Origin of the sequence: Thalassospira lucentensis (assembly GCF_050516545.1) — a bacterium.
Classification (GTDB): Bacteria; Pseudomonadota; Alphaproteobacteria; order Rhodospirillales; family Thalassospiraceae; genus Thalassospira; species Thalassospira lucentensis_C.
In genome coordinates this window covers 1,454,158-1,479,647 of record NZ_CP191544.1, presented here as the reverse complement: position 1 = coordinate 1,479,647, position 25,490 = coordinate 1,454,158, and the positions used below count along the sequence as shown (strand labels likewise).

25 protein-coding genes are annotated in these 25,490 nt (G+C 50.1%); 7 read left to right on the top strand and 18 right to left on the bottom strand.

The features are described 5' to 3' along the window. Positions 1-17: 17 nt before the first annotated feature. Positions 18-887: an RNA polymerase sigma factor RpoH gene (rpoH, locus tag ACQ0MK_RS06840; protein WP_350040667.1), complete on the bottom strand. Its 870-nt coding sequence runs from the start codon at positions 885-887 to the stop codon at positions 18-20. A 630-nt stretch (positions 888-1,517) separates the two neighbouring features. Between rpoH and ACQ0MK_RS06835 the strand changes: the two genes are divergently transcribed. After that, positions 1,518-2,051 (top strand): YchJ family protein, encoded by a 534-nt coding sequence (locus ACQ0MK_RS06835; protein WP_430475391.1) that lies wholly within the window; start codon positions 1,518-1,520, stop codon positions 2,049-2,051. Between the two features lies 1 nt (position 2,052). On the opposite strand, the gene ACQ0MK_RS06830 is transcribed toward ACQ0MK_RS06835, so the two are convergent. The 17 genes from ACQ0MK_RS06830 to ACQ0MK_RS06750 all read right to left on the bottom strand — a co-directional run bounded on the left by ACQ0MK_RS06830 (position 2,053) and on the right by ACQ0MK_RS06750 (position 19,123). Further along, positions 2,053-2,490 carry an NUDIX hydrolase gene (locus ACQ0MK_RS06830; protein WP_430475390.1) on the bottom strand — a complete coding sequence of 146 codons (438 nt, stop codon included), beginning with the start codon at positions 2,488-2,490 and terminating at the stop codon, positions 2,053-2,055. A gap of 56 nt (positions 2,491-2,546) precedes the next feature. Further along, positions 2,547-3,419 (bottom strand): hypothetical protein, encoded by an 873-nt coding sequence (locus ACQ0MK_RS06825; protein ID WP_430475389.1) that lies wholly within the window; start codon positions 3,417-3,419, stop codon positions 2,547-2,549. Positions 3,420-3,541: 122 nt separating this feature from the next. Continuing rightward, the gene (ssb, locus tag ACQ0MK_RS06820) at positions 3,542-4,072 is read right to left on the bottom strand and encodes a single-stranded DNA-binding protein (protein ID WP_350040671.1); all 531 of its coding nucleotides are present in this window, start codon (positions 4,070-4,072) and stop codon (positions 3,542-3,544) included. Between the two features lie 59 nt (positions 4,073-4,131). After that, positions 4,132-4,605 carry a GAF domain-containing protein gene (locus ACQ0MK_RS06815; RefSeq protein WP_430475388.1) on the bottom strand — a complete coding sequence of 158 codons (474 nt, stop codon included), beginning with the start codon at positions 4,603-4,605 and terminating at the stop codon, positions 4,132-4,134. Positions 4,606-4,748: 143 nt separating this feature from the next. Further along, complete coding sequence (locus ACQ0MK_RS06810; protein WP_430475387.1) at positions 4,749-5,819, bottom strand: sn-glycerol-3-phosphate import ATP-binding protein UgpC; 1,071 nt, start codon at positions 5,817-5,819, stop codon at positions 4,749-4,751. A gap of 56 nt (positions 5,820-5,875) precedes the next feature. After that, complete coding sequence (gene ugpE, locus ACQ0MK_RS06805; protein WP_430475386.1) at positions 5,876-6,730, bottom strand: sn-glycerol-3-phosphate ABC transporter permease UgpE; 855 nt, start codon at positions 6,728-6,730, stop codon at positions 5,876-5,878. A 9-nt stretch (positions 6,731-6,739) separates the two neighbouring features. Further along, positions 6,740-7,618, bottom strand: a complete 879-nt coding sequence (locus tag ACQ0MK_RS06800) for an ABC transporter permease subunit (RefSeq protein WP_430475385.1) — start codon at positions 7,616-7,618, stop codon at positions 6,740-6,742. A gap of 82 nt (positions 7,619-7,700) precedes the next feature. Next, the gene (locus ACQ0MK_RS06795) at positions 7,701-8,999 is read right to left on the bottom strand and encodes an extracellular solute-binding protein (RefSeq protein ID WP_430475384.1); all 1,299 of its coding nucleotides are present in this window, start codon (positions 8,997-8,999) and stop codon (positions 7,701-7,703) included. Positions 9,000-9,432: 433 nt separating this feature from the next. Then, positions 9,433-10,290: an ABC transporter permease gene (locus ACQ0MK_RS06790; protein ID WP_430475383.1), complete on the bottom strand. Its 858-nt coding sequence runs from the start codon at positions 10,288-10,290 to the stop codon at positions 9,433-9,435. 10 nt (positions 10,291-10,300) lie between these two features. Beyond that, a complete protein-coding gene (locus ACQ0MK_RS06785; protein ID WP_430475382.1) occupies positions 10,301-11,182 on the bottom strand; it encodes an ABC transporter permease in 882 nt (293 codons plus the stop codon). Then, the gene (locus ACQ0MK_RS06780; RefSeq protein ID WP_430475381.1) at positions 11,179-12,288 is read right to left on the bottom strand and encodes an ABC transporter ATP-binding protein; all 1,110 of its coding nucleotides are present in this window, start codon (positions 12,286-12,288) and stop codon (positions 11,179-11,181) included. The genes ACQ0MK_RS06785 and ACQ0MK_RS06780 overlap by 4 nt, the downstream gene beginning before the upstream one ends. A 124-nt stretch (positions 12,289-12,412) precedes the next feature. After that, positions 12,413-13,504, bottom strand: coding sequence for an extracellular solute-binding protein (locus tag ACQ0MK_RS06775; protein WP_430475380.1), 1,092 nt, complete (start codon positions 13,502-13,504; stop codon positions 12,413-12,415). Positions 13,505-13,805: 301 nt separating this feature from the next. Further along, positions 13,806-14,924 carry an ABC transporter ATP-binding protein gene (locus tag ACQ0MK_RS06770; protein ID WP_430475379.1) on the bottom strand — a complete coding sequence of 373 codons (1,119 nt, stop codon included), beginning with the start codon at positions 14,922-14,924 and terminating at the stop codon, positions 13,806-13,808. Between the two features lie 27 nt (positions 14,925-14,951). Continuing rightward, on the bottom strand, positions 14,952-15,800 hold the full coding sequence (locus ACQ0MK_RS06765; RefSeq protein ID WP_430475378.1) for a carbohydrate ABC transporter permease: 849 nt from the start codon (positions 15,798-15,800) through the stop codon (positions 14,952-14,954). 12 nt (positions 15,801-15,812) lie between these two features. Then, positions 15,813-16,751 (bottom strand): carbohydrate ABC transporter permease, encoded by a 939-nt coding sequence (locus tag ACQ0MK_RS06760; protein ID WP_350044320.1) that lies wholly within the window; start codon positions 16,749-16,751, stop codon positions 15,813-15,815. A 175-nt stretch (positions 16,752-16,926) separates the two neighbouring features. Continuing rightward, positions 16,927-18,189 (bottom strand): ABC transporter substrate-binding protein, encoded by a 1,263-nt coding sequence (locus tag ACQ0MK_RS06755; RefSeq protein WP_430475377.1) that lies wholly within the window; start codon positions 18,187-18,189, stop codon positions 16,927-16,929. Positions 18,190-18,235: 46 nt separating this feature from the next. Further along, on the bottom strand, positions 18,236-19,123 hold the full coding sequence (locus tag ACQ0MK_RS06750) for an N-acetylmuramic acid 6-phosphate etherase (RefSeq protein ID WP_430475376.1): 888 nt from the start codon (positions 19,121-19,123) through the stop codon (positions 18,236-18,238). A 275-nt stretch (positions 19,124-19,398) separates the two neighbouring features. Between ACQ0MK_RS06750 and ACQ0MK_RS06745 the strand changes: the two genes are divergently transcribed. The 6 genes from ACQ0MK_RS06745 to fbaA are packed head-to-tail and all read left to right on the top strand — an operon-like array spanning position 19,399 to position 25,472. Further along, a complete protein-coding gene (locus ACQ0MK_RS06745; RefSeq protein ID WP_430475375.1) occupies positions 19,399-20,280 on the top strand; it encodes a BadF/BadG/BcrA/BcrD ATPase family protein in 882 nt (293 codons plus the stop codon). After that, a complete protein-coding gene (locus ACQ0MK_RS06740; RefSeq protein ID WP_430475374.1) occupies positions 20,277-21,038 on the top strand; it encodes a GntR family transcriptional regulator in 762 nt (253 codons plus the stop codon). The genes ACQ0MK_RS06745 and ACQ0MK_RS06740 overlap by 4 nt, the downstream gene beginning before the upstream one ends. A gap of 45 nt (positions 21,039-21,083) precedes the next feature. Next, positions 21,084-22,127, top strand: coding sequence for an SIS domain-containing protein (locus tag ACQ0MK_RS06735; protein ID WP_430475373.1), 1,044 nt, complete (start codon positions 21,084-21,086; stop codon positions 22,125-22,127). After that, positions 22,127-23,263, top strand: coding sequence for an N-acetylglucosamine-6-phosphate deacetylase (gene nagA / locus ACQ0MK_RS06730; RefSeq protein WP_430475372.1), 1,137 nt, complete (start codon positions 22,127-22,129; stop codon positions 23,261-23,263). The genes ACQ0MK_RS06735 and nagA overlap by 1 nt, the downstream gene beginning before the upstream one ends. Positions 23,264-23,304: 41 nt before the next feature. After that, positions 23,305-24,372 carry a Gfo/Idh/MocA family protein gene (locus tag ACQ0MK_RS06725; protein WP_430475371.1) on the top strand — a complete coding sequence of 356 codons (1,068 nt, stop codon included), beginning with the start codon at positions 23,305-23,307 and terminating at the stop codon, positions 24,370-24,372. Between the two features lie 20 nt (positions 24,373-24,392). Next, entirely contained in the window at positions 24,393-25,472 is a 1,080-nt protein-coding gene (fbaA, locus tag ACQ0MK_RS06720) for a class II fructose-bisphosphate aldolase (RefSeq protein WP_430475370.1), read from the top strand. Positions 25,473-25,490: the final 18 nt, after the last annotated feature.

The window sequence follows — 25,490 nt, the reverse complement described above, 5'->3', positions numbered from 1 at the left end:
GATCATTCACGCAGAACTTAAGCAACAGCATGTTGCGTCAGAACGCTTTCCTGAATTTTCTTGAACGCCCGGGCTTCAAGCTGCCGAACACGTTCGCGGCTTACACCAAATCGTTCGCCAAGTTTCTCAAGCGTGATCGGATCATCGCTCAGGAAACGGGCTTTGATGATTTCCTGTTCACGTTCTGGCAATTCGCCCAGAGCATTTTTCAACATGCCATTATGCAAAACGCGTTCTTCGGCATCCGCAACGATGGCTTCCGGGCTTGGTGCGTCAGAAGACAGGGTATCGAGATATTCCATACCTTCGTCTTTTGGCATTGGTGTGTTCAGCGAGAAATCACGCGCCGCAAGACGACGGTTCATTTCAAGTGCTTCACGATTGGTTACACCAAGCTTTTCGGCAACCTGACCGGCTTCTTCTGGTGACAATTCACCGTTGTCATAGATGTTAAGCTGGCGTTTGGCTTTACGCAGGCTAAAGAACAGCTTTTTCTGGGCTGCCATCGTGCCAAGTTTGACCATAGACCAGCTTTGCAGGATATATTCGGTCACCGCAGCACGGATCCACCACATTGCATAGGTCGACAAACGGAAACCGCGCTCGGGATCAAATTTCTGCACTGCGCGCATCAGGCCGGTATTGCCCTCGGCAACAAGGTCAGCCATCGGCAGACCATAGCCGCGATAGCCAAATGCAATTTTGGCAACCAGACGCAAGTGGCTGGTGACAAGCTTATGCGCAGCCTCAGTATCATCATGATCAAGATACCGGTGCGAAAGCATATATTCTTCATCCACGGTAAGCATTGGAAATTTCCAAACTTCGCGGAGGTACCCCGAGAAACCTTCTTCTTGGGAAACAGCAGGTAATTTAATGGCGCTCATTTTTATGTCCTCCTGAGAGGTTTACGCGTTGACACCTGTATTGGATACGGAGTCCGTCAGAAGTTAGATGACGCGCAAACACTGTCGGTTGTGAATTTATTCACACGGACGACCGGAAAGATAACTGGAGATCTTGTTTGATCCGGTCGCTATTTCATTCCATAGAGTCCTATGGAAGAGGACAGAAGACGCTAATAAGAAGTTCATTCATGGTGTCTCATCCTTACATGAAGCAAATCGACAATTTACATGTCCGCCAATTGGCCGGACTTTGATCCGGCGGTGCCTTATGGGCCCCCACCCGCATTTATTAATATATCTAAACCCGACCAAATCCGTCAAGAACTTCTGACCAGTATTTCAGCTATATTATTCGTCAAACATCAGCATCTTGGAAACCATAGCCGACAAACGCGGTCAGGTACTCAAAACGCCAACAATTCACGGTAAAATCGATATAAGGCTAAACAAAGGCAAATTAACCGATTTACTCGTGAGTAGTGACTTGTGGTCATATATCCGGTGCGCGGGTAACCAAAAGGTAAACTATCGCATGCGCGATTCTGGCATTTCAACAAGACGTTCTTTAATATCCCGCCACACCACTGACCTCCTTATTTGGGACGAACAATGCCAGCTTTACCAGTAACAGCCCCCTGCCCATGCGCCAGCAACCAGACTTACGGCGAATGCTGCGGAAAATACCATGCTGGCAAAGCCAAGGCCGCAACCGCCGAAAAACTGATGCGGTCTCGTTACAGTGCATTTGTTGTTCGTGATGGTGCGTATCTGTTGGCAACGCTTGCCAAGGAAAAGCATGACAGCTTTGACGCTGAAAGCATCAAGCACGATCAAACGCGCTGGAGCGGGCTTGAGATTGTTGAATGCGTAGCGGGCGGATTGCTTGATCAAAGCGGGAAAGTTGAATTCATTGCCCGCTTTATCGAAGACGGCCAGCAAGGTCAGCTTCATGAGTGCTCAAACTTCGAGCGGCGCGGTGGACAATGGCATTATGTTGATGGTGTGTTTCCGGATGGAACAGCCAAAACAGCGGCAAATATCGACCAAAGAAACGAGCCAAGCAGCGATAAATTCGCCAAAACTGGGCGAAACGATCCCTGCCCTTGTGGTTCGGGTAAAAAATTCAAAAAATGTTGTGGTTGAGCTAGCGAGCAAGCTCCAGTGCCCAACGATGAAATGGCCGGATTAGGGTCTCAAGGGCTTCATCATAAGGAATCCAGATCAACTCATGATCATGTTCAAGCGGCGGGCCCAATCGTTTGGTTAATTCGCACTCAAAGAACGTTCCACGTTTGAGCCGATAGCGGCCTTTTGCAGTGTTGTTTAGATATTGGGTCGCAAAACCAAGCCGTGAAACTATGCGAATCTGATAACCGGATTCTTCGTATGCTTCGCGATGCAACGCATCCTGTTCACTTTCACCCGCTTCAACACCGCCCCCCAGAAGAACAATGCCCTTTGGCGTACGCGCAACGGCGACTTCGCCGCTATCGTTTTTGATAACGGCATAGGCACAGTCCTGTACGTGATAGCTTTGCCCCATGCGCGGGGTTCCAAATATCGGACCAACCAAATTTGCCACCCCTGCCTTCCACTTTCGAATTTTTCATCCAGTTTATATTGTGTTTTCTTTATTCTTTATAATGCGATAGCGCGATCAAGCATAGCTTGGCACCGTGTCGTATCGTAGCGCAACTGGCTCTGCCGCGCGCTGTCAAAATATTGACTGAGCACGTCATCGCTGACTGGTTCGGGCACTGCCCCATATTTAGTAACGAGTTTCTGGTGATAGGTTTCAGGCAAGGCCAAAGCTTTGCGTTTATTCTTGAACAAGAACTTTTCAGCCAACGTAAAGTCAAACTGCATATTGCGATACAGGATTGTCTGATAATTCGCATGCAACCCGATTTTGCCATCCGGTGTGATTAGAAATAGTGGAAACATCACGGCAAGATCCGGCATAATCCGGTTTGGATAGACCTGACCTTTCCAATATTTTTCGGCGAGATCGGCATAACCGTCATAATCAGCAATTGGCAACATGCGTGCCTTGGGTAACGGTAGTATCTCGACTTTCGGCTTGGCAATATTGACCGTGTCATTTGCAACATCGACATACAGACTGCCAAATTGAAAGGCGTTCTGAAAATACTGGTTGCGCAAATTTCCCCAGATCCGTTTTGCTAAGCCACCATTAACGGCAAAGTCGCGCAATGCTGTCATGCCGGGTGTTTTTGGCGCAGAAAGTTCCTTCTCCATGATTGTTTTCACGCCAAGCGTGATTTCCTGACAGAAACCTTCTGGATATGTTTTCCCGTATCTGACCGTTGTCACATCATATGACTGATCAAACGCAGCACGTAAGCGCATCATATCAGCCTGCAGTTCTTTGACGCGCGGAAGCAGGTGTTTTTTGGTCAACTTGACCTGTTTGAAATTCACAGGCGCAATTTGCTCGTCCTCGGCGCGGGCCGTGATGATTTCAAGTGTCAGGGACTGAGATGACGTCATGACGTTTACTGCGTGTTAGAGGCCAAGGTACTGTCATATAAACATATATAGAGTATCGGAACGAAAACACCCCAAAACAGATCATGTTTCGGGGTGTTTTAAAGTCAGCTCTACTATTGAGCTTAGAACGGGATCTCGTCATCAAGGTCCGGGGCACCAGAAGGAGCCGATCCGCCACCAGATGAAGAACCACCATTGCCCCAGCCGGCATCAGATCCGCCGCCATAGCCACCAGAGTTATCCGGACCGCTGCTGCCGCCACCATATCCGCCGCCGGACGATGCACCGCCGCCCTCACCGCCACGGTTATCGAGCATTGTCAGGTTCGAATTGAAGCCTTCAAGAACGATCTCGGTGGTGTAGTTGTCTTTTCCGTCCTGACCCTGCCATTTGCGGGTCCGAAGGACACCTTCGATGTAAAGCTTGCTGCCTTTTTTAACGAAGCGCTCGACAACATCTGCAAGGCCTTCGTTAAAGACGACGATACGATGCCATTCTGTACGCTCGCGGCGTTCACCAGACTGACGGTCGCGCCATTGTTCGGAGGTCGCAATGCTGAAATTGGCGATCTTTTTGCCAGCCTGAGTAAACCGGATTTCAGGATCGCGCCCGAGGTTCCCGACGAGAATGACTTTATTGACACTACCAGCCATGGGTTATCTTCCAAAGTTTGTGTTGTCCGCTGCCCTGAATGACCAAGGCTTGTGAATTATCATTGCGCAAAAATGCGCTGCATTAAAGTTTCAAGTGAAACGCGATCCGTTTCATCAAACGAGCTATGCTCGACACTATCGATATCAAGCACAGCAATCAATTGTCCATCGCCATTGATCACTGGAACGACGATCTCGGAATTTGTGCGGCTGTCACAGGCAATATGCCCCGGAAAGGCATGAACATCTGCAACAAGCTGGGTTTCAAGCGTCGATGCCGCGGCACCACAGACACCACGACCAAACGGAATACGAAGGCATCCGAGCGTACCCTGGTACGGGCCGACAACCAATTCGTTTTCTTTTGCAGGATCAACAACATAAAATCCGGTCCAGAAGTAGTAATCAAACTTCTCAGACAAAATACAGGCAACTGTTGCCATCAATGCGGTGACGTTGGTTTCCCCTTCGGTGATGCTAACCAGTTCTTTTATGGCATCGGCGTAAAGGGATTTCTTCAGTTCTGCCTGCACGGTATTCTCCTTGATCTGTGAGATACGAACTACCCCGTTCGTACAGTCGGAGACAAGGGTAAATTCACCCTATCGTCAAAACAAAAAACACCTCTGACGAAATATACCCGTCAGAGGTGTTGTGATCTGTTCGATTAAAGCAGTTAGATACGTTTGCCGCTATCAACATCGAATAAGTGAATTTTATCGGCCGCAACTGAAAGACACAGCTTTTCATCCTTGGCAAACTGACGTGTACCCTGAACGCGCAGCGTCACATTATCGGCATTCGCCCCGAAATCGAGATATGCCAGCGTTTCCGCCCCCAAAGATTCCACCATGCGAACGCCAGCTTTTATGCGACCGACATCTGCGTCAACTAGTGTCAGATGTTCTGGGCGGATACCTACCGTGACAGTCCGACCGGCTTCGACATCATGGTCAAGATCAAGCTTGACGCCATCACCCACCGTAACGTGGCTTCGATCATCGGCAACTTTGCCGGTTAGGAAGTTCATTGCCGGGGATCCGATGAAACCAGCAACAAACTTGGTCGCTGGTTTTTCGTAAATTTCAATCGGACTTCCGATCTGCTCGGCCACACCGCCATTCATGACAATCAGACGGTCGGCCAACGTCATGGCTTCAACCTGATCGTGCGTTACATAAACTGATGTAATACCAAGACGTTGCTGAAGGTTCTTAATTTCCAACCGCATATCAACGCGCAGCTTGGCATCCAGATTTGAAAGTGGTTCGTCAAACAAGAAGACCTTTGGTTGACGCACAATTGCTCGCCCCATCGCGACACGTTGGCGTTGACCACCGGAAAGTTGTCCCGGTTTGCGTTCAAGCAGATCATCAAGCTGTAAGACACGCGCAGCTTCACGTACCTTACTGTCGATCTCAGACTTGCTATAACCCCGGTTTCGCAGGCCATAGGCCATATTGTTATAGTTATTCATATGCGGATACAGCGCATAGTTCTGGAAAACCATGGCAATATCGCGATCAGCAGGCGCGACCTTATTGACGACCCTGTCATCAATGCTTATTTCGCCACTTGAAATGCCTTCTAGACCAGCGATCATGCGGAGCAAGGTGGATTTTCCACAGCCCGATGGGCCGACAAGAACGGTGAATTCCCCGTGGTCAATTCCAAGGTCAATCCCGTGGATCGCCTTATAGCCGTTCGGGTAAGTTTTTTCGGCCTGATGAATGGTAACAGTTGCCATCTTAGTATCCTGTATGCGGACAAGTTATGTTCAATTCGACAGATCAAGGCGCGAGATTATTTCTCTGTCTCGACCAGTCCCTTGACGAACATGCGCTGGAAAACGACCACGACGAGAACCGGCGGAATGGTTGCCATGATTGTTAATGCGAATGCCTTGGGAAATTGCGGTATCTGCCCGCCTTCATAGAGCGAGTTATAGACCTGCTTGATCCCGATCACGATGGTGTAAAGCTGATCATCTGTGGTCATCAAAAGCGGCCATAGATACTGGTTCCAGCCAACGACAAACATGATGATAAAGATCGCTGCAATCATCGTGACGGACAGTGGCACCAAGATGTCGATAAAGAACCGAATGGGCCCTGCCCCGTCCAGACGCGCGGCTTCAAGCAACTCGTCTGGCACCGAACGATAAAACTGCCGGAAGAAGAAAGTGCCAGTTGCCGAAGCAATCAACGGCAAAATCAAACCAGTATAGGTATTGAGCAACCCAAGCCCGGCCACGACTTCGTAGGACGGCACAATGCGCACTTCAAGCGGCAGCAAAAGGGTCGAGAAAATCACCCAAAATAGAGGCACAGCCAGTTTGAAACGGAAATAGACAATCGCGTAAGCCGCCATCATCGAAATGATAACCTTGCCGATCGCAAACCCAAGACCTAGCACCATGCTGTTAAACAGCATTTCCAACGCAGTAACCCGACCTTTGGTCGCACTCGGATCAAACAGAATGGCGCCATAATTCTCGAAGAAATGATCTCCCGGCCAAAATTGCAGGCCATTCTGGAAGATGTATTCCGGGGTATAAGAAGAAGACGAGAACGCAATCCATACCGGCATGATCATAAAGAGCGCGCCAAGGATCAGAATTGCGTGATTGGTCAAGATACGCCAGTTCGACTGATACATAACGGCCCCCTAGTAATGAACTTTGCGTTCGATGAAACGGAACTGGAACACGGTCAGAACACTGACCATGATCATCAGCAAGACCGATTGGGCAGAACTGCCGCCCAAATCCGCACCGAGGAAACCATCAACATAGACCTTATAAACCAGCGTCGCGGTTGAACCGCCGGGCGATCCTTTGGTCGATACGTCGATGATGCCAAACGTTTCAAAGAAGGCATAAGTCAGATTGATCACCAGCAAGAAGAAGGTTGTTGGTGCCAGCAATGGGAAGGTTATTGTCCAGAAACGGCGCTCGGGACTTTTGCAGTCAAGTGTTGCTGCTTCCTGTACCGATTTTGGAATGCCTTGTAGTCCAGACAGGAAGAAAATGAAGTTCACACTGACCTGTTTCCAAACGGCAATCAGAATGACCACAAAGGCTGCGTCATTGGCGTTTTCAATGTGATTGAATTCAAAGCCAAAGCTGTTGAAGGCAAAATAAAGATCCCCCATCAGAGGATTGAACAGCATACTACCCAAAAGGCCTGCGACAGGCGGTGCAATCGCATAGCCCCACATCAAAAGCGTTTTGTAGGATTTCGCCCCTCGGACCACTTCATCGGCGCGAACAGCCAAAAACAGTGATATCGCGATGGAAAGAACTGAAACCAAGACAGAAAAGACAACGGTAAAAATGGCAGATCGCGACCAGGAACTGCTTGATAGGACATCTTCGAAATTGCGGAACCAGACAAATTGCGAAGACATGCCAAATGCGTCTTCAAGTAAGAAGGACTGGTAAAGCGCCTGAGCGGCTGGCCACAGGAAGAATATGGAAATAATCAAAATTTGGGGTGCAATAAAAAGATAGGGCACCGCGCTATGTTCAAATTGTACGCGTTTCATCGCCTACGCCACCTTAAAACAAGTCCGGAAAATGCAAAACAGGGCGACCAACAAGGGCCGCCCCGCATTTGCGAAAAGCAAATTAGTTCGAATAGGTGTCGTTGAAACGTTTCAGAAGGCCGTTTGCTTCTTCTTCGATCGTTGCGAACGCAGCATCAACGGTTTCTTCGCCGTTCATGATTTTGTCGACTTCACGATAGATAACTTCACGAATCTGAACATAGAAACCAAGGCGATAGCCTTTGGTCCACTCGCCACCTTCTTCGGAAAGCTGCGTGATACCAACTTCTGCATCCGGGCTTTCGTTGTAGTAGCCGTCTTTTTTCGCCAGCTCATAAGCAGCCGTGGTGATCGGCACGTAACCGGTTTCTTTGTGCCAGTAATACTGGGTTTCCGGTTTGGTCAGGAATTTGAAGAATTCGGCAACACCGGCATCTTCCTCGGCATCATGACCAGCAAAGGCGAACAGAGATGCACCACCGATAAAGGTCGATTTCGGCGCATCACCAACACCTTTCCAGTATGGAAGGGTCGAAGTGCCAAAATCAAACTGTGCCGATTTACGCAGGCCACCGAAGGAGCCCGATGAACCGATCCACATCGCTACGTTCTGCTGAACGAACGCATCCTGGTTCGCACCCCATGCACGGCCGTAATAACCGTAATAGCCTTCGTCTTTCCAGGCTTTGACGTGTTCCCAGTGGTCTTTCAGGGCTTCGTTGTTGTACAGAATTTCAACATCCGTGCCGTCATAACCATTATTGCCCGTCGCCATCTGAAGGTTGTGGCGCGACATGAAGTTCTCAAAGAAGATCCACGGGCTGTGCGACTGTGCAAGTGCTGTATAACCTGCTTCTTTCAGCTTCGGCGCAGCAGCTTCAAATTCCTGCCAGGTTTTCGGAACATCAACACCAGCTTTGGCCAAGGCGTCTTTGTTGTAATACAGAAGCGGGGTCGAGCTGTTGAACGGCATGCCAATCATTTTGCCGTCAGAATCGGCATAAAAATAACGAACACCCGGGATGTATTCATTGATGTCAAATTTGACATTATTGGCTTCAAGCAGGTCCTGAACCGGCTTAACCGCCCCCTTTGCGTTGATGATGGTAGCTGCACCAGCATCAAAAATCTGAATGATGTTTGGCTGGTTTTTCGCGCGGAAAGCAGCGATACCGGCGGTCATGGTGTCTTCGTAACCACCCTTGTTAATGGCAACAAGGTGGTATTCGGACTGGCTGGCATTAAAGTCAGCAGCGATCTGATCTACTACACCGCCAAGTGCACCGTCCATTGCGTGCCACCAAGTGATCTCGGTTGCTGCTTCTGCGGTGTTGCCAAGGGCAAACACGGCGGCCGCAGCCATCAGAGTTTTGCGAAACATGATCTGTTAGCTCCCAAATAAAAAACATCTGCGCTGAACCGCCTGTTGTTCGGTTCAGCGCAACGCATTCGTTTTCTGTCGAGAACCCTGTTTCCTCAAGTGACAGTTTTCGGAAATTTACTTTTCGAACACAAAAAGGATCAATATTGATCTTTTAACCATGCCGTTTGATCATAATTCGCGATCTATTTCTGTTCATCTGAACATGAAACAAGTGGCGGATTTATCGATATTTTTCACTCACACCTTAAGAGGCCACTTTCCTGATCACATTCAATATATTGTTAGTTATGATATTTTTGTTTCCATAATGTGACAGCGCAAGAAAACAAACGTCTGAAGGCAACCGCCTTTAATCCACACAGTCACGAAAAAGGGTGGCATTTCTACCACCCTTCATAAATGTTCGTTTGTGAAGTTATAGTTCTTGCGACTAGCTCTTTTTGTCGCGCTGAACGAAGACGGACAATAATGCCAACCCGCCAGACACAACCATCAACAACAGTGACAATGCATTCAATACCGGCGTTGAGCCTTGTTTGAGGCGGTCAAACATTGCGATTGTTAAAGGCGCATCTGAACCAACCAACATCAAGGTCGTGTTAAAGTTTTCAAACGACATCAAAAAGGCAACGATCCCCGCCCCGACCAATGCAGGCTTCAGGAATGGTATTGTGATCGTCCAAAATGCTGCCTGCCGCGTGGCGCCAAGGTTGAGTGCCGCCTCCTCAAGGCTTAGATCAAACTTTCGCAAGCGTGCTGATATCACCAGAGTCGTAATCGTCGTGATGAAGGCGAATTGGCCAATGATCACAAGGAACAATCCCGGCCGCAGGAATTCAAGATCCCAACCAAGGGTCTCCTCGACACCATTGGCGATGGCATTGGAGAATACCAGAATTGAAATGCCCAGAATAACGCCCGGAATCACCAAGGGTGATAGCGAGACGATATACAGCAGGCTCTTGCCGGGAAAATGGCTGCGCTCAAACAAAAACGCATTGCAGGTCCCCACTGTGACGGACAGAACCGTTACCCAAAATGCAACAAACGCCGACACCCCGACACTTTCAAGCAGCTTGCTATCGTTGAAAATCCCGATATAGGGGCCTTCATTGCCAAAGAACCAGGCAAGAGTGCCGCCTTCCCATGGCATGGACGGGAACAGGCTGTCATTGAATGCGAACACGCCGACCACGATCAAAGGTGCGCTTAGATAGATAAAGAAGATCGTGATGTAGCCCGCATAGAGACCCTTGTAGAATTTGGGCTGTGGAATACTTGGAATCATAATGCGCCCCCTAGCCCACGGTTTCTGAAAGTGTCTGCTTACTAAGCTTCAAGCCAATCCACACAATCACGGATGACAGAACCAGCAACAGGAAGCCAAATGCCGAACCAGATTCCCAGTTAAAGCGCGTAATAAATTGCGTATAGATTTGTTCGGTAAACCACAGACTGTCTTTTCCACCCAAAAGGTTCGGTGTCAGGTAATTTCCCAAGGTCAGCATGAACACAACGATGCACCCCGAAGCTATGCCCGGCATGGCATGGGGAATAACGATATCACGCGTTACGGTAAAGGCATTGCCACCAAGGTCATATCCGGCCTCAATCAGGCTATCATCAAGGCTGTCAAGTACGGAGACCAAAGGAACAACCATGAACAGCATCGAGGTATAAACAAGCCCGACCATGATGGCGGCATCGTTATAAAGCATCTCGACCGGACCAGAAGCGATCCCTGCCCACTGCAAAAAATTACTGATCACCCCGCTTTCACGCAGAAGGATCATCCAGCCGAATGTCCGAACAAGTTCGGACACCCAAAAAGGGATCAAACACAACAAAAACAGTGCATTCTTACCTTTGCCGCGCATGACTTTCGCAATGTAATACGACACAGGAAAGCCGATCACAAACGTTAGAAATGTCGCGAAAATCGACATAACCGCAGTACGAACATAAGTATTCCAATAAAGTGGTTCGGCGAAGAATTCGGTATAATTGATCAGGCTGAACTCATACTTTCCATACGAAATTCGTTCGCGCATGGAAACCAGAAACAGATCAATATGTGGCAGGATGACCAACAGGAAAAGCCATAACAGCAATGGCAATGCCAGCAAAAGCAAACCAAAGCGAAATGTGTTGCTTCCTGTCACAGAAGCCGTGTTGCTCATGCCCCTGCTCCATTGCCATTCGAAGCAAAGCAGCGGGTTTGCGCGACACTCCAAGATAAGTTGATTTCATCGCCCGCTTTGACCGATGCAAAAGCACCTGTCTGCGGCAAAGCGACCGTCATTTCATGTCCGGTTGTGTTTTCTCGAACCTGCAAGCTGCTGGCGGCACCATTAAACAGGACATTTTCAACCTTTGCCGACAGTTGGTTATCAGACGAACCGGATCCATCAATGGCGATTGCTTCCGGGCGAACAAAGACATCCACCGACTGTCCGTCACTCAAATCAATGCTGGTATCGCGTTGGGCAATGACTTTGCCGCCATTTGCCAGATTGATCTCAACCTGATTGTCATTGCCACCGTTTACGGTGCCGCTCCAGCGATTACTTTCGCCGACAAACCCCGCAACAAAGGCCGTTTTCGGGTTGTAATAAAGGTCCTGTGGCGCACCCACCTGTTCAAATCGACCAGCATTCATCACGGCAACCTGATCAGACATGACCAAGGCTTCGGACTGATCATGAGTGATATAGACAAAGGTCGTCCCGATTTCGTGCTGCAGCTGTTTGAGTTCGACCTTCATATGTTCGCGCAACTTCAAGTCCAACGCACCCAACGGTTCGTCAAGCAGCAATACAGCAGGATCGAGCACAAGACAGCGCGCGATTGCAATACGTTGCTTTTGCCCACCAGAAAGCTGACTGATCTGTTTGGGCCCAGAATCGGGTAAACCAACACGTGCCAGTGTTTCACTAACTTTTTGCGCAATGGTGGCCTTATCATTACCGCGCCGTTTCAGGCCATATGCGACATTTTCAGCAACGTTCATCATTGGAAACAGGGCAAGATGCTGAAACACCATATTTACCGGTCGACGGTTTGGTGGCACTCCAAGGACCGATGATCCCTTGATCAGGATGTCACCCGATGTTGGTGCCTGAAAACCGGCAAGCATCCGAAGGAGTGTTGTTTTTCCACAGCCGCTTGGCCCAAGGATGGAAAAGAAAGACCCTTTGGGGATTGCCAGCGAAATGTCATTCACAGCGGTGAAGTCGTCAAAATTTTTGACCACATTGCGGCATTCAAGGTCAAATTGGTCAGCCATAGGAGCCCTGTTCACGTTATTTTTGTCGATGGAGCCAGTTAAATGGCATGCGTCATACTGCAAAGCAGAATGTCCCCGGCATGAATTCACGCCGGGGACAAAAGGTGTTTCAAAACACGTATGCTTAATTCGACTGTGCGGCTTTCACACGGTCAAGGGTCTTGCCTTCAAGAACTTCAAGACCTGCAGGAACGGTTGGATACCATTTGATGTTATCCAGATCGGCGGGCGGGAAACTGCCCTGGAACTGAGCTTTCAGTGTGTCATCTGCGAATTCATCAGCACCTTTCGATGCCGTGAAGTTGCCAGCATTTGCCGTAATTTTGGCAGCGATTTCTGGCTGCATGACAAAGTTGATCCACTGATAAGCGGCATCTTCGTTTTTGGTTTTACGCGGAAGAACAAAGGTATCGATCCAACCAAGGGCACCGGATTTCGGTGCAACAAAGGTGATATCGGCATTATCATTGTTCAGCTTCCAGCCGCCGGTATCCCAAGCCATGGCAGCAACAACTTCACCCGAACGCACCAGGTTGAGCAGCGCATCGCCCCCTTCCCAATAGGTTTTGACGTTCGCTTTGCACTCAATCAGCTTGGCTTCAACTGCATCAAGGATTTCCTGATACTTGGCTTCGTCACCATATGCTGCGAACGGATCAAGACCCATTGAATAGGCAAATCCAATCAAGGTCGGACGTTTCAAACGGTAAGAAACCTTACCTGCCACATCTGCTGCACAAAGATCGGTGTAATCGGCAACGTTTGCTGCCTTTGTTTTATCAACGATCAGGCCGCTGGTGCCCCATACATGCGGAACACCGAAAACTTCACCATCAACCGTGGTATTGGCTTTGGTCGCAGCCAGCATCGATGCGATGAATTTTTCGCTGTCAATTTTCGACAGGTCCATCGGCTTGTAGATGCCGTATTCAAGCTGCGCACCCGCAATACGATCCTGTGACGGCTGTGCAAGATCAAATCCGCCACCACCGGTAGCGCGGAGCTTGGAGATCATGTCTTCGTTGTTAGACAACGTAACTTCGACATCGATGCCGGTTTCTTTTTCGAACTGTTCAACAACTTCATCAGGGGCATAGCCACCCCAGGTCAACAAGCGAAGCTCATCAGCCTGTGCAGTCGAAACAAGCGAAACCATTCCTGCAATTGCCGTAAGACCGAGCAAGGAACCACGCAATGCGCCGTGTTTTTTAGACATTTTGAATCCTCGTAATGAACGTGATGGCATTTCCCTATAACCGGCATGATGCTTTTGTAGCATTTGTTGAAATCCGGCACAGGTATCATCGCAAACTATTTCTGTTGATACGAAAGAAAAGTTGAACATTTTTCTTTCTTTCGAACACTTCAAGTCCATTCTTGCGCCATCGCCCTGCCAACGGCAAGTTAAAGTTCTGCAACAGTTTTTTGTTGGCAGCGCAGCAATTATATGCGCAAACGCAAAAAAGGCGCCCCAAAGGACGCCTTCTTCAAAAATTCGTATTAAAACGCTTAATCGGCTATTCTTCAGCGCTGAATTCAGAAGGGAAATTGACCTTGGTAAAGGCCTTTCCATCACTGTTAAACAGGTGTGCTGCGCCGGCTGGTGCAGAAGCCGTTACGGCTTCGCCGATTTTCACCCGACTGTGCCCCGGTGCACGCACCGTCACCCGGTCACCGTTGGCAAGCTTCAGATAGAGATAGGTGGAATCGCCAAGCTTTTCGACAACATCCACTTCCCCATTAACGGTCAAAGCCCCCTCTTGACCAAGGGCAAGATGTTCTGGGCGAACACCAAGTTCAACCTGTTTGCCAACAGCATCCGCCGGCACATCAAACGACAGAACGGATTTGATCCCACCGGGTACGGAAACGGTCACCTTATCTTTTTCGACAGCATCAATGGTGACATTGGTGAAATTCATTGCAGGCGATCCGATGAAGCCCGCGACAAAACGGGTTTCCGGATGGTGATACAACTGCATCGGCGATCCGACCTGCTCAACATTACCGCCATTTAACACAACAATCTTGTCTGCCAAGGTCATGGCTTCGACCTGATCATGTGTGACATAGACAATGGTGGATTGCAGGCTTTGATGCAGCTTGGCGATTTCGATGCGGGTCTGAACACGCAATGCGGCATCAAGGTTTGATAACGGCTCGTCAAACAGGAAGACCTTTGGTTGACGCACAATCGCACGCCCAATGGCGACGCGTTGCCGCTGACCACCGGAAAGCTCGGACGGGCGACGATCAAGCAATTGATCAAGCTGCAGGATGCGTGCAGCTTCCCGCACACGGGCATCAATTGCCGCCTTGTCCTGTTTATCAAGCTTCAAGCCAAAGGCCATATTCTTATAAACTGTCATATGCGGATAAAGCGCATAGGACTGAAACACCATGGCAATTCCACGATCACGCGGGCTTTTGGTGTTGACCACCTCGCCATCGATCATCAGATCGCCGCCGGTGATATCTTCCAGCCCGGCAATAATGCGCAGCAACGTTGATTTGCCGCAGCCGGACGGGCCGACAAACACAACAAATTCACCGTCCTTCACATCCAGATCAATACCGTGCAGTACATCAACGGCACCATAGCTTTTGCGGATCTGGTCAAGTTTCAAGTCAGCCATTTATTCAAAGCTCCTATCAGCCAACACTTATTTCACCGCGCCAGACGTCAGGCCGCGAATGAGTTGTCGGGAGAAAATCAGATAAAGGATCAGGATCGGAATGATTGCGAGGCTTAGCGACGCCAGAACGGCGTTCCAGTCGGTCACGTACTGCCCGATGAACTGCTGAACACCCAGCGTAATGGTCTGTTTTCCATCACCCGGTGCAAGAATCAGCGGGAACCAAAGATCATTCCAGATCGGGATCATGGTAAAGACGGCGACAGTTGCAACAGCCGGACGGATCAGTGGCAAAATGATCGCAAAGAAGATTTTGAACTCCCCAACCCCGTCACAGCGTGCGGCTTCTTTCAAATCCTTGGGAATTTGATGCATGAACTCGGTCAGGATAAAGATCGCCAAGGGCAATCCTTGCGCGACGTAAACCAGCACCAGCGCCGTCAACGTGTTGACCAACCCCAAATCAACAACAAGGTTCAAGATCGAAACGGACCCAAGCCGGATTGGGACCATGATGCCAATCGCAAGATAAAGTGCTAATGCCGTACCGCCAGGGAATTTGTATTCCGATAATGCCCATGCCGCCATCGCGGCCAACAGAAGGACGATGACGATGGTCACGACCGTCACTGTGAAACTGTTATAGAAAAACAGCTCGAAATTCGATTTCGCCAGCACCTTGGTAAAACCTTCAAGGCTGAAGGTTTCGGCATTTGGCAGCCCCATCGGATCCCGAAAGATCGCTTTGCGGGTCTTGAAGGCGTTAATGACCACCAAAAAGATCGGATAAAGCGCCACCAGCGTGTAGGTCAGAAGGATCGCGTGCACGATCACGGCCCGACTGGCGTCTTCCCTGCGGATATTGGAAAAACTCATGACTGCCCCCGACTACAGCTGATAACGCGCCAGACGGCGCTGAATGGCGAACAGATAGAACAGAACGCCTGCCAGAATGATCAGGAACATCAAGGAGGCAACGGTTGCCCCAAGATGAGGGTTACCCAATTGCAGCTGGTAACCAAAGAACGTTCGATAGAACAAGGTGCCCATAATGTCGGTCGAGAAATTCGGCCCGGCAAGCGCACCCTTTACGGCATATATCAGGTCAAAGGCGTTGAAATTGCCTACAAATGTCAAAATGGAAACCATTGCGACCGTCGGCAGTACCAGTGGCAGTTTGATATGGATGAAAACTTCAAAATGGGTCGCGCCATCAACGATTGCCGCATCCACCAGATCATCGGGTATTGCAAGCAAAGCTGCATAAATCAGCATCAATGGAATACCGACCCACTGCCAGACAGAGATGAAGGATAACGTAATCAACGCACTACCTTCTTTACCAAGCCATGGGCCAAATAATGATTTTAGCCCAATGATATCAAGAAGGTCAGCACCGACACCCCAGACAGGGCTTAGGATCAACTGCCAGATAAAGCCAACAATCACCACGGAAAGCATGGTCGGCATGATCATCATAGTGCGATAGGTATTGCGAAAACGTAGTTGCGGTAGGCTAAGGATACCCGCCAACGCAATGCCGATCGGGTTCTGGATCAACATATGAACAGCAAAGAACTTCATATTGTTCCAAAAACTGTTCCAGAAGGTTGCTGACCAATCAGGGTCCGCCAGAATGGTGCGATAGTTGTCCAGCCCGACAAAAGCCGCCTCGCCGCCACTTGGCGTCGCATAGAAACTAAGACGGATGGAATCGAGCAACGGATAGATCATGAACAATGTGTAGATGATCGTTGCTGGAGCCAGAAAGGCAATCACAGGCAGTTTTGCCTTGCGCCAATCGGTCATGGGGCCGGAATGCGCCATACCTTATCCTGTATTTCCAAGAGTAAAAGGTTGAAGGCCTTTTTGCCTTCCGAATTCGGTGACCGCTTATTCGCGCCCGGCGGTCAATATGGTAACAGCTTGCTTTTGGCTGCACCTGCACGAGCATACAGTAAGGATGGCAGAAACCAGACGTCTCCGCCATCCTTTGAAGGTTTTACTGGTGTGGTGCGTACCACTTCTCCAAACCAGCTTCAGCAGCACCTGCAGCCTCTTCTGGCGTCAGTGTCGCGTTGATGGTCTGAGCCGAAAGGTTCCACAGATCGTTTTCAAGGTTCGGTGTCCCGCGCGACAGGATCTGATACGAGTTACGAATGGTAGACTCGCATTTCTGACGCCAGCTTACGAACTCGCCTGCAACCGGATCGGTGACTTCGACTTTATGTTTCGAAAGCGAGAAGAAGCCCGGCAGCGCATTGGAATAAAGCTCGGCAAATTCAGAACCGGTCATCCACTCAAGGAAGATTTTGGCTTCTGCAGCATTTTCAGAATTTGCATTCAGGCCAAGTGCAATATCGGTATGGTCACTGATATAGCAGGTCTCGGCACCAGCAGGTGCAGGCGGCGGGAATGCGCCGAATGCAAAATCAGCTTGATTGTTGAACAACGAAATGTCCCAAGAACCAGCTGGATACACGGCCGCACGACCAAGCGAGAACAGGTTCTGGGCATCCGGATAGGAAATAGCTTCAAAGCCATCTGGCAAGTAGTTCGCCCAAGTTGCCAATTCCTTGAAGGTATCAACATATGGCGCATCAGTAAATTTCGCGCTGCCGTCGATCAAGGCTTTACGACCTGCTTCACCAGCCCAATGGTTCGGACCGATATTCTGAAAGCCCATGGTGGCAGCTTCCCACTGATCAGCCGTTCCCATTGCCATCGGAATGTAGCTGCCATCTTCCTTGATTTTATCAAGCGCAGCATAGAATTCTTCACTGGTTTTCGGAACTTCGACGCCAACTTCTTCAAAGGCTTCTTTGTTGTAGATGAAGCCATGAATTACAGATGCCATCGGCAGGCAGAAGGTTGCAGAACCATCATCGGTCTGCCATGCAGATTTGGCAACGTCAGAGAAATTGTCCATGCCGTTGAGATCATCAAGAGCTGCAAGGTTGCCTTGCTTATAAAGCTCAAGCGATGCATCAAACGGACGGCAGGTGATCAGGTCGCCAGCAGTGCCACCGGCAAGCTTGGCATTGACCGACGCGTTATATTCGGTCGGCGGTGTCGGTTTGAACGACACGTTGATGTCCGGATGGGCTTCGTTGAACGCCGGAATGATTTTTTCATTCCAGATATCAATATCATCGTTACGCCAGCTCTCAATAACGAGATCGCCAGCAGATGCCATCATTGGGACCAGGGCGACACTTGCCGCCAGGGCCCCGGCCAGGCCTTTTGCTAAGACTTTATTCGACATTTATGCCTCCTCTGATCAATGTCGGCGGACCGGCATCCTTTTGATGTCAGTCCCTGTACTCAAGAGCTGCCCGGAGATTTCCATTAGATAGCCCAAGAATTTCTTGCGCCCGTGCTGGCGTGTGGCCTTTGACCACAAGCACAGCAGGACGAATATCGAAGTCTGATTTTACCAGCGCATCTTTGGCCTGTTCTTCATTGCAAGATGCAATGCGCGCCACGATGCGGACGGCGCGATCACGCAGTTTTATATTTTCTGCGCGCATACCGACCATCAAGTTATCAAACAAACGACCCAGCTTGTTCATCACAAGGGTCGATAAGATGTTAAGCGCGGCCTTTTGTGCGGTTCCGGCCCCCATACGGGTTGAACCGGCAACAACTTCCGGTGAGCTATCAAGAAAAATGCCGCTTTCAGCAATTTTCAAAAGGATCCCATCCGGATTGTTGCAAATACCCACCGTGAACGCGCCACGTTCGCGCGCAAGTTCAAGTGCGCGCAGTGTATATGGCGTCATGCCACTTGCCGCGATGGCGATAATTGCGTCTTTGTCCGAGATATTGTGTTGGGAAATTTCACGCGCTGCGAGGTCGATATCGTCCTCGGCACTGTTAAATTCATTTGGCGCACTTTGCAGCCCGCCGGCCAGCATGACGATAGTGTGTTCTTCGGGCCAGCCAAATGTGCCACCAAGTTCCTTGGCATCTTGCCAGGCAACTGTACCAGACGTTCCGGCACCAACATAAACGAGACGCCCGCCGCCCCCCAGGCGACGTGCAATCCCATCAGCAGCTGTTGCCAGATCTTCCAAGACAGGACCCACCGAAGCAACAGCGCGCATTTGGCCTTCCCACAAGGCCATAAGGAAATCGGCGTCGGACCATTGATCCAAACCGGCAAATCGCGAATCAAAATCTTCTGTGCGTGATGCCATTTTTCCGTCTCCCTCACAAAATTAAATACCATTGTGATACCAGCGAAGCAAGTCCATTCGTGAATAAATTAACGAACCGACCACTCGAAACCACATTACTCATTGTAAATCAGGTGTTTAAATTGATTTTTGGATATTCCGCCTCATCTCCTGCGTATATATACCGACTCCAAAAACAGACCACTGAACAATATAGTGGCGTTATATTGGTATTGATTTTTAAGATACCACTCTGCTATGATCCGGCCACAAACAAGAAGGCAGTTAATCCAAAAATGAACAACGAACGGCTTTATCTTGGTGTTGATGGTGGCGGAACACGCTGCCGTGTGCGCATAGCAAACGCATCCGGCGATGCTCTGGGCGAAGCTGTGAGTGGCGGCGCCAATACCCGTTTGGGCATGGATCACGTTTTTGGTGAAATCATTTCCGCGGCATCATTGGCTCTTGAGAACGCTGGTTTGGACGATTCTTATCTTGGTGACCTTCATGCAGGACTAGGCCTTGCAGGGCTTCCCCTTGAACGTGAACGTAAACTTGCCCACGCTTATGCCCATCCATTTGCCAGTATTTGTTTTGCGACGGATGCCTATACAGCGTGCCTTGGCGCACATGACGGTGCAAATGGTGCGATTCTGATTGTTGGAACAGGAACCTGTGGCCAGGCCATCATTGATGGTCGAGAACTCTCGATTGCGGGCTGGGGGTTTGAAGTTTCCGATCTTGGAAGTGGCGCGCGGATTGGACGCAATGCGATTGAAACCGCCCTTCTCGCCCATGAAGGCCTCGCCGAACAAACTGTCCTGACAACAGAAGTTATGGCGAAGTTCGATCACAACCCTGAAAACATCGTGACCTTTGCTGAAACTGCACGACCGGCAGATTACGGCGCATTTTGTCCAATGGTCTTTGCCTCCGAAGCAGCCGGCGATCAGACAGCCGTCTTGCTGATTCAAAATGCAGTTGCCGCCAATTTGCAAATTTTGCGCAAACTGGTTGCGTTTGGCGCGACACGTTTGACCTTGATGGGTGGTTTGTCTGAACAAATGGCAAAACGTATGCCCCAAGACATTTCTGACATGCTGGTTCCTGCTAAGTATGACGCCATGCATGGTGCGATCCTGATGGCGAAACAGCGTGAAAGCATTACAGCATGACCACAACGCAGGACATCATCGCAAACCTTCGCACCCGGGAGATCGAAAATACCGGGAATGGCCCGCTATATCGCCGTTTGCAAACGGCATTAAAAGCCGTGATTGATGATGGCATTCTACAGGTTGATGATGCGTTGCCCAGTGAACGTGATCTCGCCAACGAGCTCAACATCTCGCGGGTGACCGTTCGCAATGCAATGCGGGCATTGGTCGAAGAAGGTGTTTTGGTTCAACGCCACGGTGCTGGAACATTTGTCGCACCACGTGTTGAGCAAGCTTTGTCTCGATTGACATCTTTTACCGAAGATATGATCACGCGTGGTATGGATCCGGGTGCAATTTGGCTTGAGAAAACGATTGGCCACGCATCCCCGGAAGAAGCCATGGCTTTGAACCTGTCACCCGGTACGGAAGTGACCCGTTTGCGGCGTTTGCGTACCGCCAATGACAAGCCGATGGCACTTGAATATGCGGTTATTCCACGTGCCTTTTTGCCAAGCCCCGATGAAGTCGACAAATCGCTTTATGACGCGTTGGCAAGATACAATAAAAAGCCCGAACGCGCGCTTCAGCGTCTTCGGGCTGAACTTTTTGATGACGAAACAGCCAAAATCCTCGGTGTTCCTGATGGCAGTGCTGCACTTTATATCGAGCGGCGCTCATTCCTTGCCAACGGTACACCTGTGGAATTCACCCGGTCCTATTACCGGGGCGACAGTTATGACTTTATCGCTGAAATGCAGGTAGATGCCCGCTGACTTTAAATGTCGGGTATCTAGCAGATTATTGAGGGAACACTGGAAATGACGACAAGTTGGCGCCCGAAAACACAGATGGGCCGCGAATTGGCAGAAGCCCCGGCAGTTGTCGCCAAACAGATTGCACACAACACAGCCGCGATTGCCAAACTCGCAGAAGATCTCCGTGCAAACCCGCCGAAATTCGTTGTGACCTGTGGTCGTGGCAGTTCCGATCATGCCACGCTTTATGCGAAATATTTGATCGAAAGCCAGCTTGGCATTCCGGTCGTTTCAGCAGCACCATCAATTGTTTCGATCTACAACCGGTCGATTGCATCAAAGGATTCTTTGTTCATCGCGGTTTCCCAATCGGGCAAAAGCCCGGACCTTGTAAAAAACGCCGAAGCCGCCCGTAAAGCAGGCGCACGCACAGTTGCACTGGTCAATGTGGTCGATTCACCGCTTGCCGATACCGTAGATCACATTATTCCGCTAATGGCGGGTCCGGAAACGAGTGTTGCGGCCACCAAATCCTATATCGCGACGCTGTCATCTATTGCCCAGATTGTTGGTGCTTGGACGAAAGATAGTGCGTTTAACAAAGACCTTGGCAATTTGCCTTTGTCCCTGTCGGCTGCACTGGATCAGGATTGGCATGGCGCATCGGACACGATTGCAAAATCAAATGGCCTTTATGTCATTGGTCGTGGTCCTACATTTGCGATAGCCCAGGAAGCCGCCCTTAAATTTAAGGAAACCAGCAGCCTGCATGCTGAGGCCTTTAGTGCCGCAGAAGTCAAACACGGTCCGATGGCGCTGGTGACCCCAACTTTCCCGATGCTTGTCTTCTCTCAGCAGGATGCATCGCGCGACAGTGTTGAAGATTTCCTGACTGAAATGCGGGCAAAGACAGACAATCTGTTTGCCGCAGAAACGGGCTATGCCGATGTCAAGGGCCACCTTCCGGTGGTCGAGGATATCCACCCGCTTCTGGCACCAATCGCCATGATCCAGACATTCTATACTTTGGCTGAAAGCGTTGCCTTGGCGCGCGGTTGTGATCCCGACGCCCCTCCGCACCTTTCGAAAGTAACGGAGACCCACTAATGACTGCATTTGCCATTACCAATGCCCGTATTTTCGATAGCACGGAGTTTCTTGAAGGCAAAGCAGTCGTCGTGCGCGACGGCAAGATTGATGTTATCTGCGATGCCAAATCCCTGCCCGCTGATCTGGATGTGATTGATGGCAAAGGGCAAACTCTTGCGCCAGGTCTGATTGATGTTCAGGTCAATGGTGGCGGCGGTGTTTTGCTAAACGATCAGCCCAACATTGATGGCATACGCGCCATTATGACAGCCCACCGTAAATTTGGCACAACGGCAATGCTCCCAACCTTGATTACAGATCACCGTGACAAGATGGAAGCCGCCATTGAGGCTGTTCAGGGTGCAATTGATTACGGTGTGCCGGGCATCGTGGGTATTCACCTTGAAGGCCCATATTTAAATGTCGAACGCAAAGGCGTTCATTCTGCGGACATCATCCGACCAATGGAAGATGACGCGCTTGAACTTCTGACCCGTCTGCCCAATGGTCGCATTTTAGTGACCATGGCGCCGGAAAAAGCCGCCAAAGGCACGATCAAAGCCTTGGCCGATCAAGGTGTTCTGGTCTGCGCTGGCCATACGGCCGGTAGCTATGACGATATTCAACATGCAATTGGTGAAGGTATGCGGGGTTTCACGCATCTTTTCAACGCCATGAGTCCCCTTACCCACCGTGAACCCGGCGTTGCCGGTGCGGCCATGTCAGATGACCGCACGTGGTGTGGCCTGATCGTTGATGGTTATCATGTTCATCCGGCTGCCGTAAAAATTGCCGTGAAGGCCAAGGCAACCGGCAAGATCATGCTGGTGACAGATGCAATGCCGACCGTTGGCGCTGATGACAAGCGGTTCATGCTTGGTAATGAAGAGATCATCGCAATGGATGGCCGCTGCGCATTGGCGGACGGCACGTTGGCCGGTTCCGATCTCGATATGATTTCTGCGGTTAAAAATTGTGTTGAAATGGTCGGGATCGAACTTGGCGAGGCGCTTCGTATGGCGTCCCTTTATCCCGCAGCCTTCCTTAAGCTTGATCATATGATGGGACGCATTGTACCAGGATATCAGGCCGATTTGATCCTGATTGATGATGCTTTCAATGTGACCAAAAGCTGGATCAACGGCATAGAATAGTAAAAAAATCAAACCATTATCAGGTTTTCAGGAGACACAAAATGAAGCCGGTTCGCATTCTTGTTATCGGTCTGGGTAATATGGGCATGTCCCACGCCAAGGCTTATCACGCGCTTGATGGATACGAAATTGTTGGCATTTGTGCCCGATCTACCATTCCGTCCGAAAAGTTGCCTTCCGGGTTTGATGCCTATCCGCAATTTACCGACTATTATACAGCTTTGGCGGAAACCAAACCCGATGCGGTTTCGATCAATACCTATACCGAAACCCATGCGGATTTTGCGATTGCTGCCTTTGAATCTGGTGCCCATGTGTTCATCGAAAAACCGTTGGCCGCCACTGTCGAGGATGCCGAACGTGTGGTCGCAAGTGCCAAGAAGCACGACCGCAAACTGGTCATTGGTTATATCCTGCGCCACCATCCGTCCTGGGAAAAGTTTGTCGAAATCGCCAAGACATTGGGCAAACCACTTGTCATGCGCATGAACCTCAATCAGCAAAGCAGTGGGGCTTTTTGGGAAACCCATAAACGCCTGCTAAACAGCGTGTCGCCGATTGTCGATTGCGGCGTACATTATCTTGACATCATGTGCCTGATGACAGGCGCAAAGCCGGTCTCGGTCAATGCGATGGGCGTTCGTCTGTCCGAGGACGTTGCGCCGGATATGTATAATTACGGTCAACTTCAGGTGCGGTTCGATGACGGTTCAATTGGCTGGTATGAAGCCGGCTGGGGCCCGATGATCAGTGAAACTGCCTTCTTCGTCAAAGACGTGATCGGACCAAAGGGTTCTGTATCAATCACCGATGTCGAAGAAAAAGGTGCTGGATCGGCCGACATCGACACCCACACCAAGACAAACGCGCTAAAACTTCACCATGCTGCCACAAACAGTGCCGGAGAATTTACACAATTGGACGAGATCATCAAAACTGATGACGAGCCCGATCATGACGGCCTGTGTCTGCGTGAACAGCAATTTTTCCTAAAGTCTATAACGGAACATCTTGACCTGACGCAGCATATGGAAGATGCATTGGGCTCTTTGCGGATTGCCCTTGCCGCGGACCAGTCGGTTCGCACAAAGGCACCTGTTTTACTCTGACCCCCAGGAGGAGTACCCACATGCCTTCCGTTAAACCCGGTGTTGTTACCGGTGCTGCCTACCGTGACCTTGTTGCTGCTTGCAAGCAGGACGGTTACGCACTTCCTGCTGTTAATATTACATCGTCGAGCACGATGAATGCAGCCCTTGAAGCCGCTGCAAATGCCGGTTCTGACATTATCATTCAGCTTTCGAATGGTGGTGCACAGTTCTTTGCTGGCAAGGGTATCAAGGACGCCGACGCTGCCCGTGTTGTCGGCGCTGTGTCGGCGGCACGTCATGCACAGCTTCTGGCTGAGTATTACGGTGTTGCTGTTGTCATGCATACCGACCACGCGAACCGCAAGTTCGTGCCATGGGTCGATGAAATGCTTAAATGGAGCGAAAAGGCCTATGCCGAAACCGGCAAGGCGCTTTACAGCTCCCATATGCTTGATCTGTCCGAAGAATCGCTGGAAGATAATTTGTCGACCTGTGAGACTTTCCTCAAGCGTATGGCCGCCATCGAAATGAGCCTAGAAATTGAACTGGGTGTTACCGGTGGCGAAGAAGACGGCATTGGTCACGAACTTGATACGTCAAGCGACGAGATTGATCCGCGTCTTTACACCCGTCCCGAAGAAGTCGAAGAAGCCTATCGTCGCCTTTCGCCGATTGGTCATTTTTCGGTTGCGGCTGCATTTGGTAATGTGCACGGCGTTTATAAGCCAGGCAACGTCAAACTGCGTCCGGAAATCCTTTTGGAAAGCCAGAAGTTCGTTTCCGAGAAGCATGGTCTTGGCGATAGCCCGCTAGACTTCGTGTTCCACGGCGGATCAGGTTCGGAAAAAGAGAAAATCGAAGAAGCCGTCGGCTATGGCGTTTTCAAGATGAATATCGATACCGATACCCAGTTCGCTTATGCCCGGCCGGTCGGCGACTATGTCGAAGCCAATGATCGCGCCTTTAAGTTCCAGGTCGATCCTGAAACCGACAAGCCTTACAAGAAAAACTACGACCCACGCGTCTGGATCCGTGAAGCCGAACTTTCGATGGCAGCCCGCCTCGAAGAAGCTTTCAAGGATCTTGGTGCAACCGGTCGGTCGGTTATCAAAGGCTAATCTGACCGAAAAGGTCAT

Coding starts and splice junctions, on each gene's coding strand:
- ACQ0MK_RS06795 (WP_430475384.1), bottom strand. CDS start 8,999: ATGTTTCGCAAAACTCTGATGGCTGCGGCCGCCGTGTTTGCCCTTGGC.
- ACQ0MK_RS06725 (WP_430475371.1), top strand. CDS start 23,305: ATGAAGCCGGTTCGCATTCTTGTTATCGGTCTGGGTAATATGGGCATG.
- ACQ0MK_RS06765 (WP_430475378.1), bottom strand. CDS start 15,800: ATGAGTTTTTCCAATATCCGCAGGGAAGACGCCAGTCGGGCCGTGATC.
- ACQ0MK_RS06750 (WP_430475376.1), bottom strand. CDS start 19,123: ATGGCATCACGCACAGAAGATTTTGATTCGCGATTTGCCGGTTTGGAT.
- ACQ0MK_RS06780 (WP_430475381.1), bottom strand. CDS start 12,288: ATGGCTGACCAATTTGACCTTGAATGCCGCAATGTGGTCAAAAATTTT.
- ACQ0MK_RS06735 (WP_430475373.1), top strand. CDS start 21,084: ATGACGACAAGTTGGCGCCCGAAAACACAGATGGGCCGCGAATTGGCA.
- ACQ0MK_RS06740 (WP_430475374.1), top strand. CDS start 20,277: ATGACCACAACGCAGGACATCATCGCAAACCTTCGCACCCGGGAGATC.
- rpoH (WP_350040667.1), bottom strand. CDS start 887: ATGAGCGCCATTAAATTACCTGCTGTTTCCCAAGAAGAAGGTTTCTCG.
- ssb (WP_350040671.1), bottom strand. CDS start 4,072: ATGGCTGGTAGTGTCAATAAAGTCATTCTCGTCGGGAACCTCGGGCGC.
- ACQ0MK_RS06775 (WP_430475380.1), bottom strand. CDS start 13,504: ATGTCTAAAAAACACGGCGCATTGCGTGGTTCCTTGCTCGGTCTTACG.
- ACQ0MK_RS06800 (WP_430475385.1), bottom strand. CDS start 7,618: ATGAAACGCGTACAATTTGAACATAGCGCGGTGCCCTATCTTTTTATT.
- ACQ0MK_RS06770 (WP_430475379.1), bottom strand. CDS start 14,924: ATGGCTGACTTGAAACTTGACCAGATCCGCAAAAGCTATGGTGCCGTT.
- fbaA (WP_430475370.1), top strand. CDS start 24,393: ATGCCTTCCGTTAAACCCGGTGTTGTTACCGGTGCTGCCTACCGTGAC.
- ACQ0MK_RS06745 (WP_430475375.1), top strand. CDS start 19,399: ATGAACAACGAACGGCTTTATCTTGGTGTTGATGGTGGCGGAACACGC.
- ACQ0MK_RS06785 (WP_430475382.1), bottom strand. CDS start 11,182: ATGAGCAACACGGCTTCTGTGACAGGAAGCAACACATTTCGCTTTGGT.
- ugpE (WP_430475386.1), bottom strand. CDS start 6,730: ATGTATCAGTCGAACTGGCGTATCTTGACCAATCACGCAATTCTGATC.
- ACQ0MK_RS06790 (WP_430475383.1), bottom strand. CDS start 10,290: ATGATTCCAAGTATTCCACAGCCCAAATTCTACAAGGGTCTCTATGCG.
- ACQ0MK_RS06810 (WP_430475387.1), bottom strand. CDS start 5,819: ATGGCAACTGTTACCATTCATCAGGCCGAAAAAACTTACCCGAACGGC.
- ACQ0MK_RS06825 (WP_430475389.1), bottom strand. CDS start 3,419: ATGACGTCATCTCAGTCCCTGACACTTGAAATCATCACGGCCCGCGCC.
- ACQ0MK_RS06835 (WP_430475391.1), top strand. CDS start 1,518: ATGCCAGCTTTACCAGTAACAGCCCCCTGCCCATGCGCCAGCAACCAG.
- ACQ0MK_RS06760 (WP_350044320.1), bottom strand. CDS start 16,751: ATGGCGCATTCCGGCCCCATGACCGATTGGCGCAAGGCAAAACTGCCT.
- nagA (WP_430475372.1), top strand. CDS start 22,127: ATGACTGCATTTGCCATTACCAATGCCCGTATTTTCGATAGCACGGAG.
- ACQ0MK_RS06755 (WP_430475377.1), bottom strand. CDS start 18,189: ATGTCGAATAAAGTCTTAGCAAAAGGCCTGGCCGGGGCCCTGGCGGCA.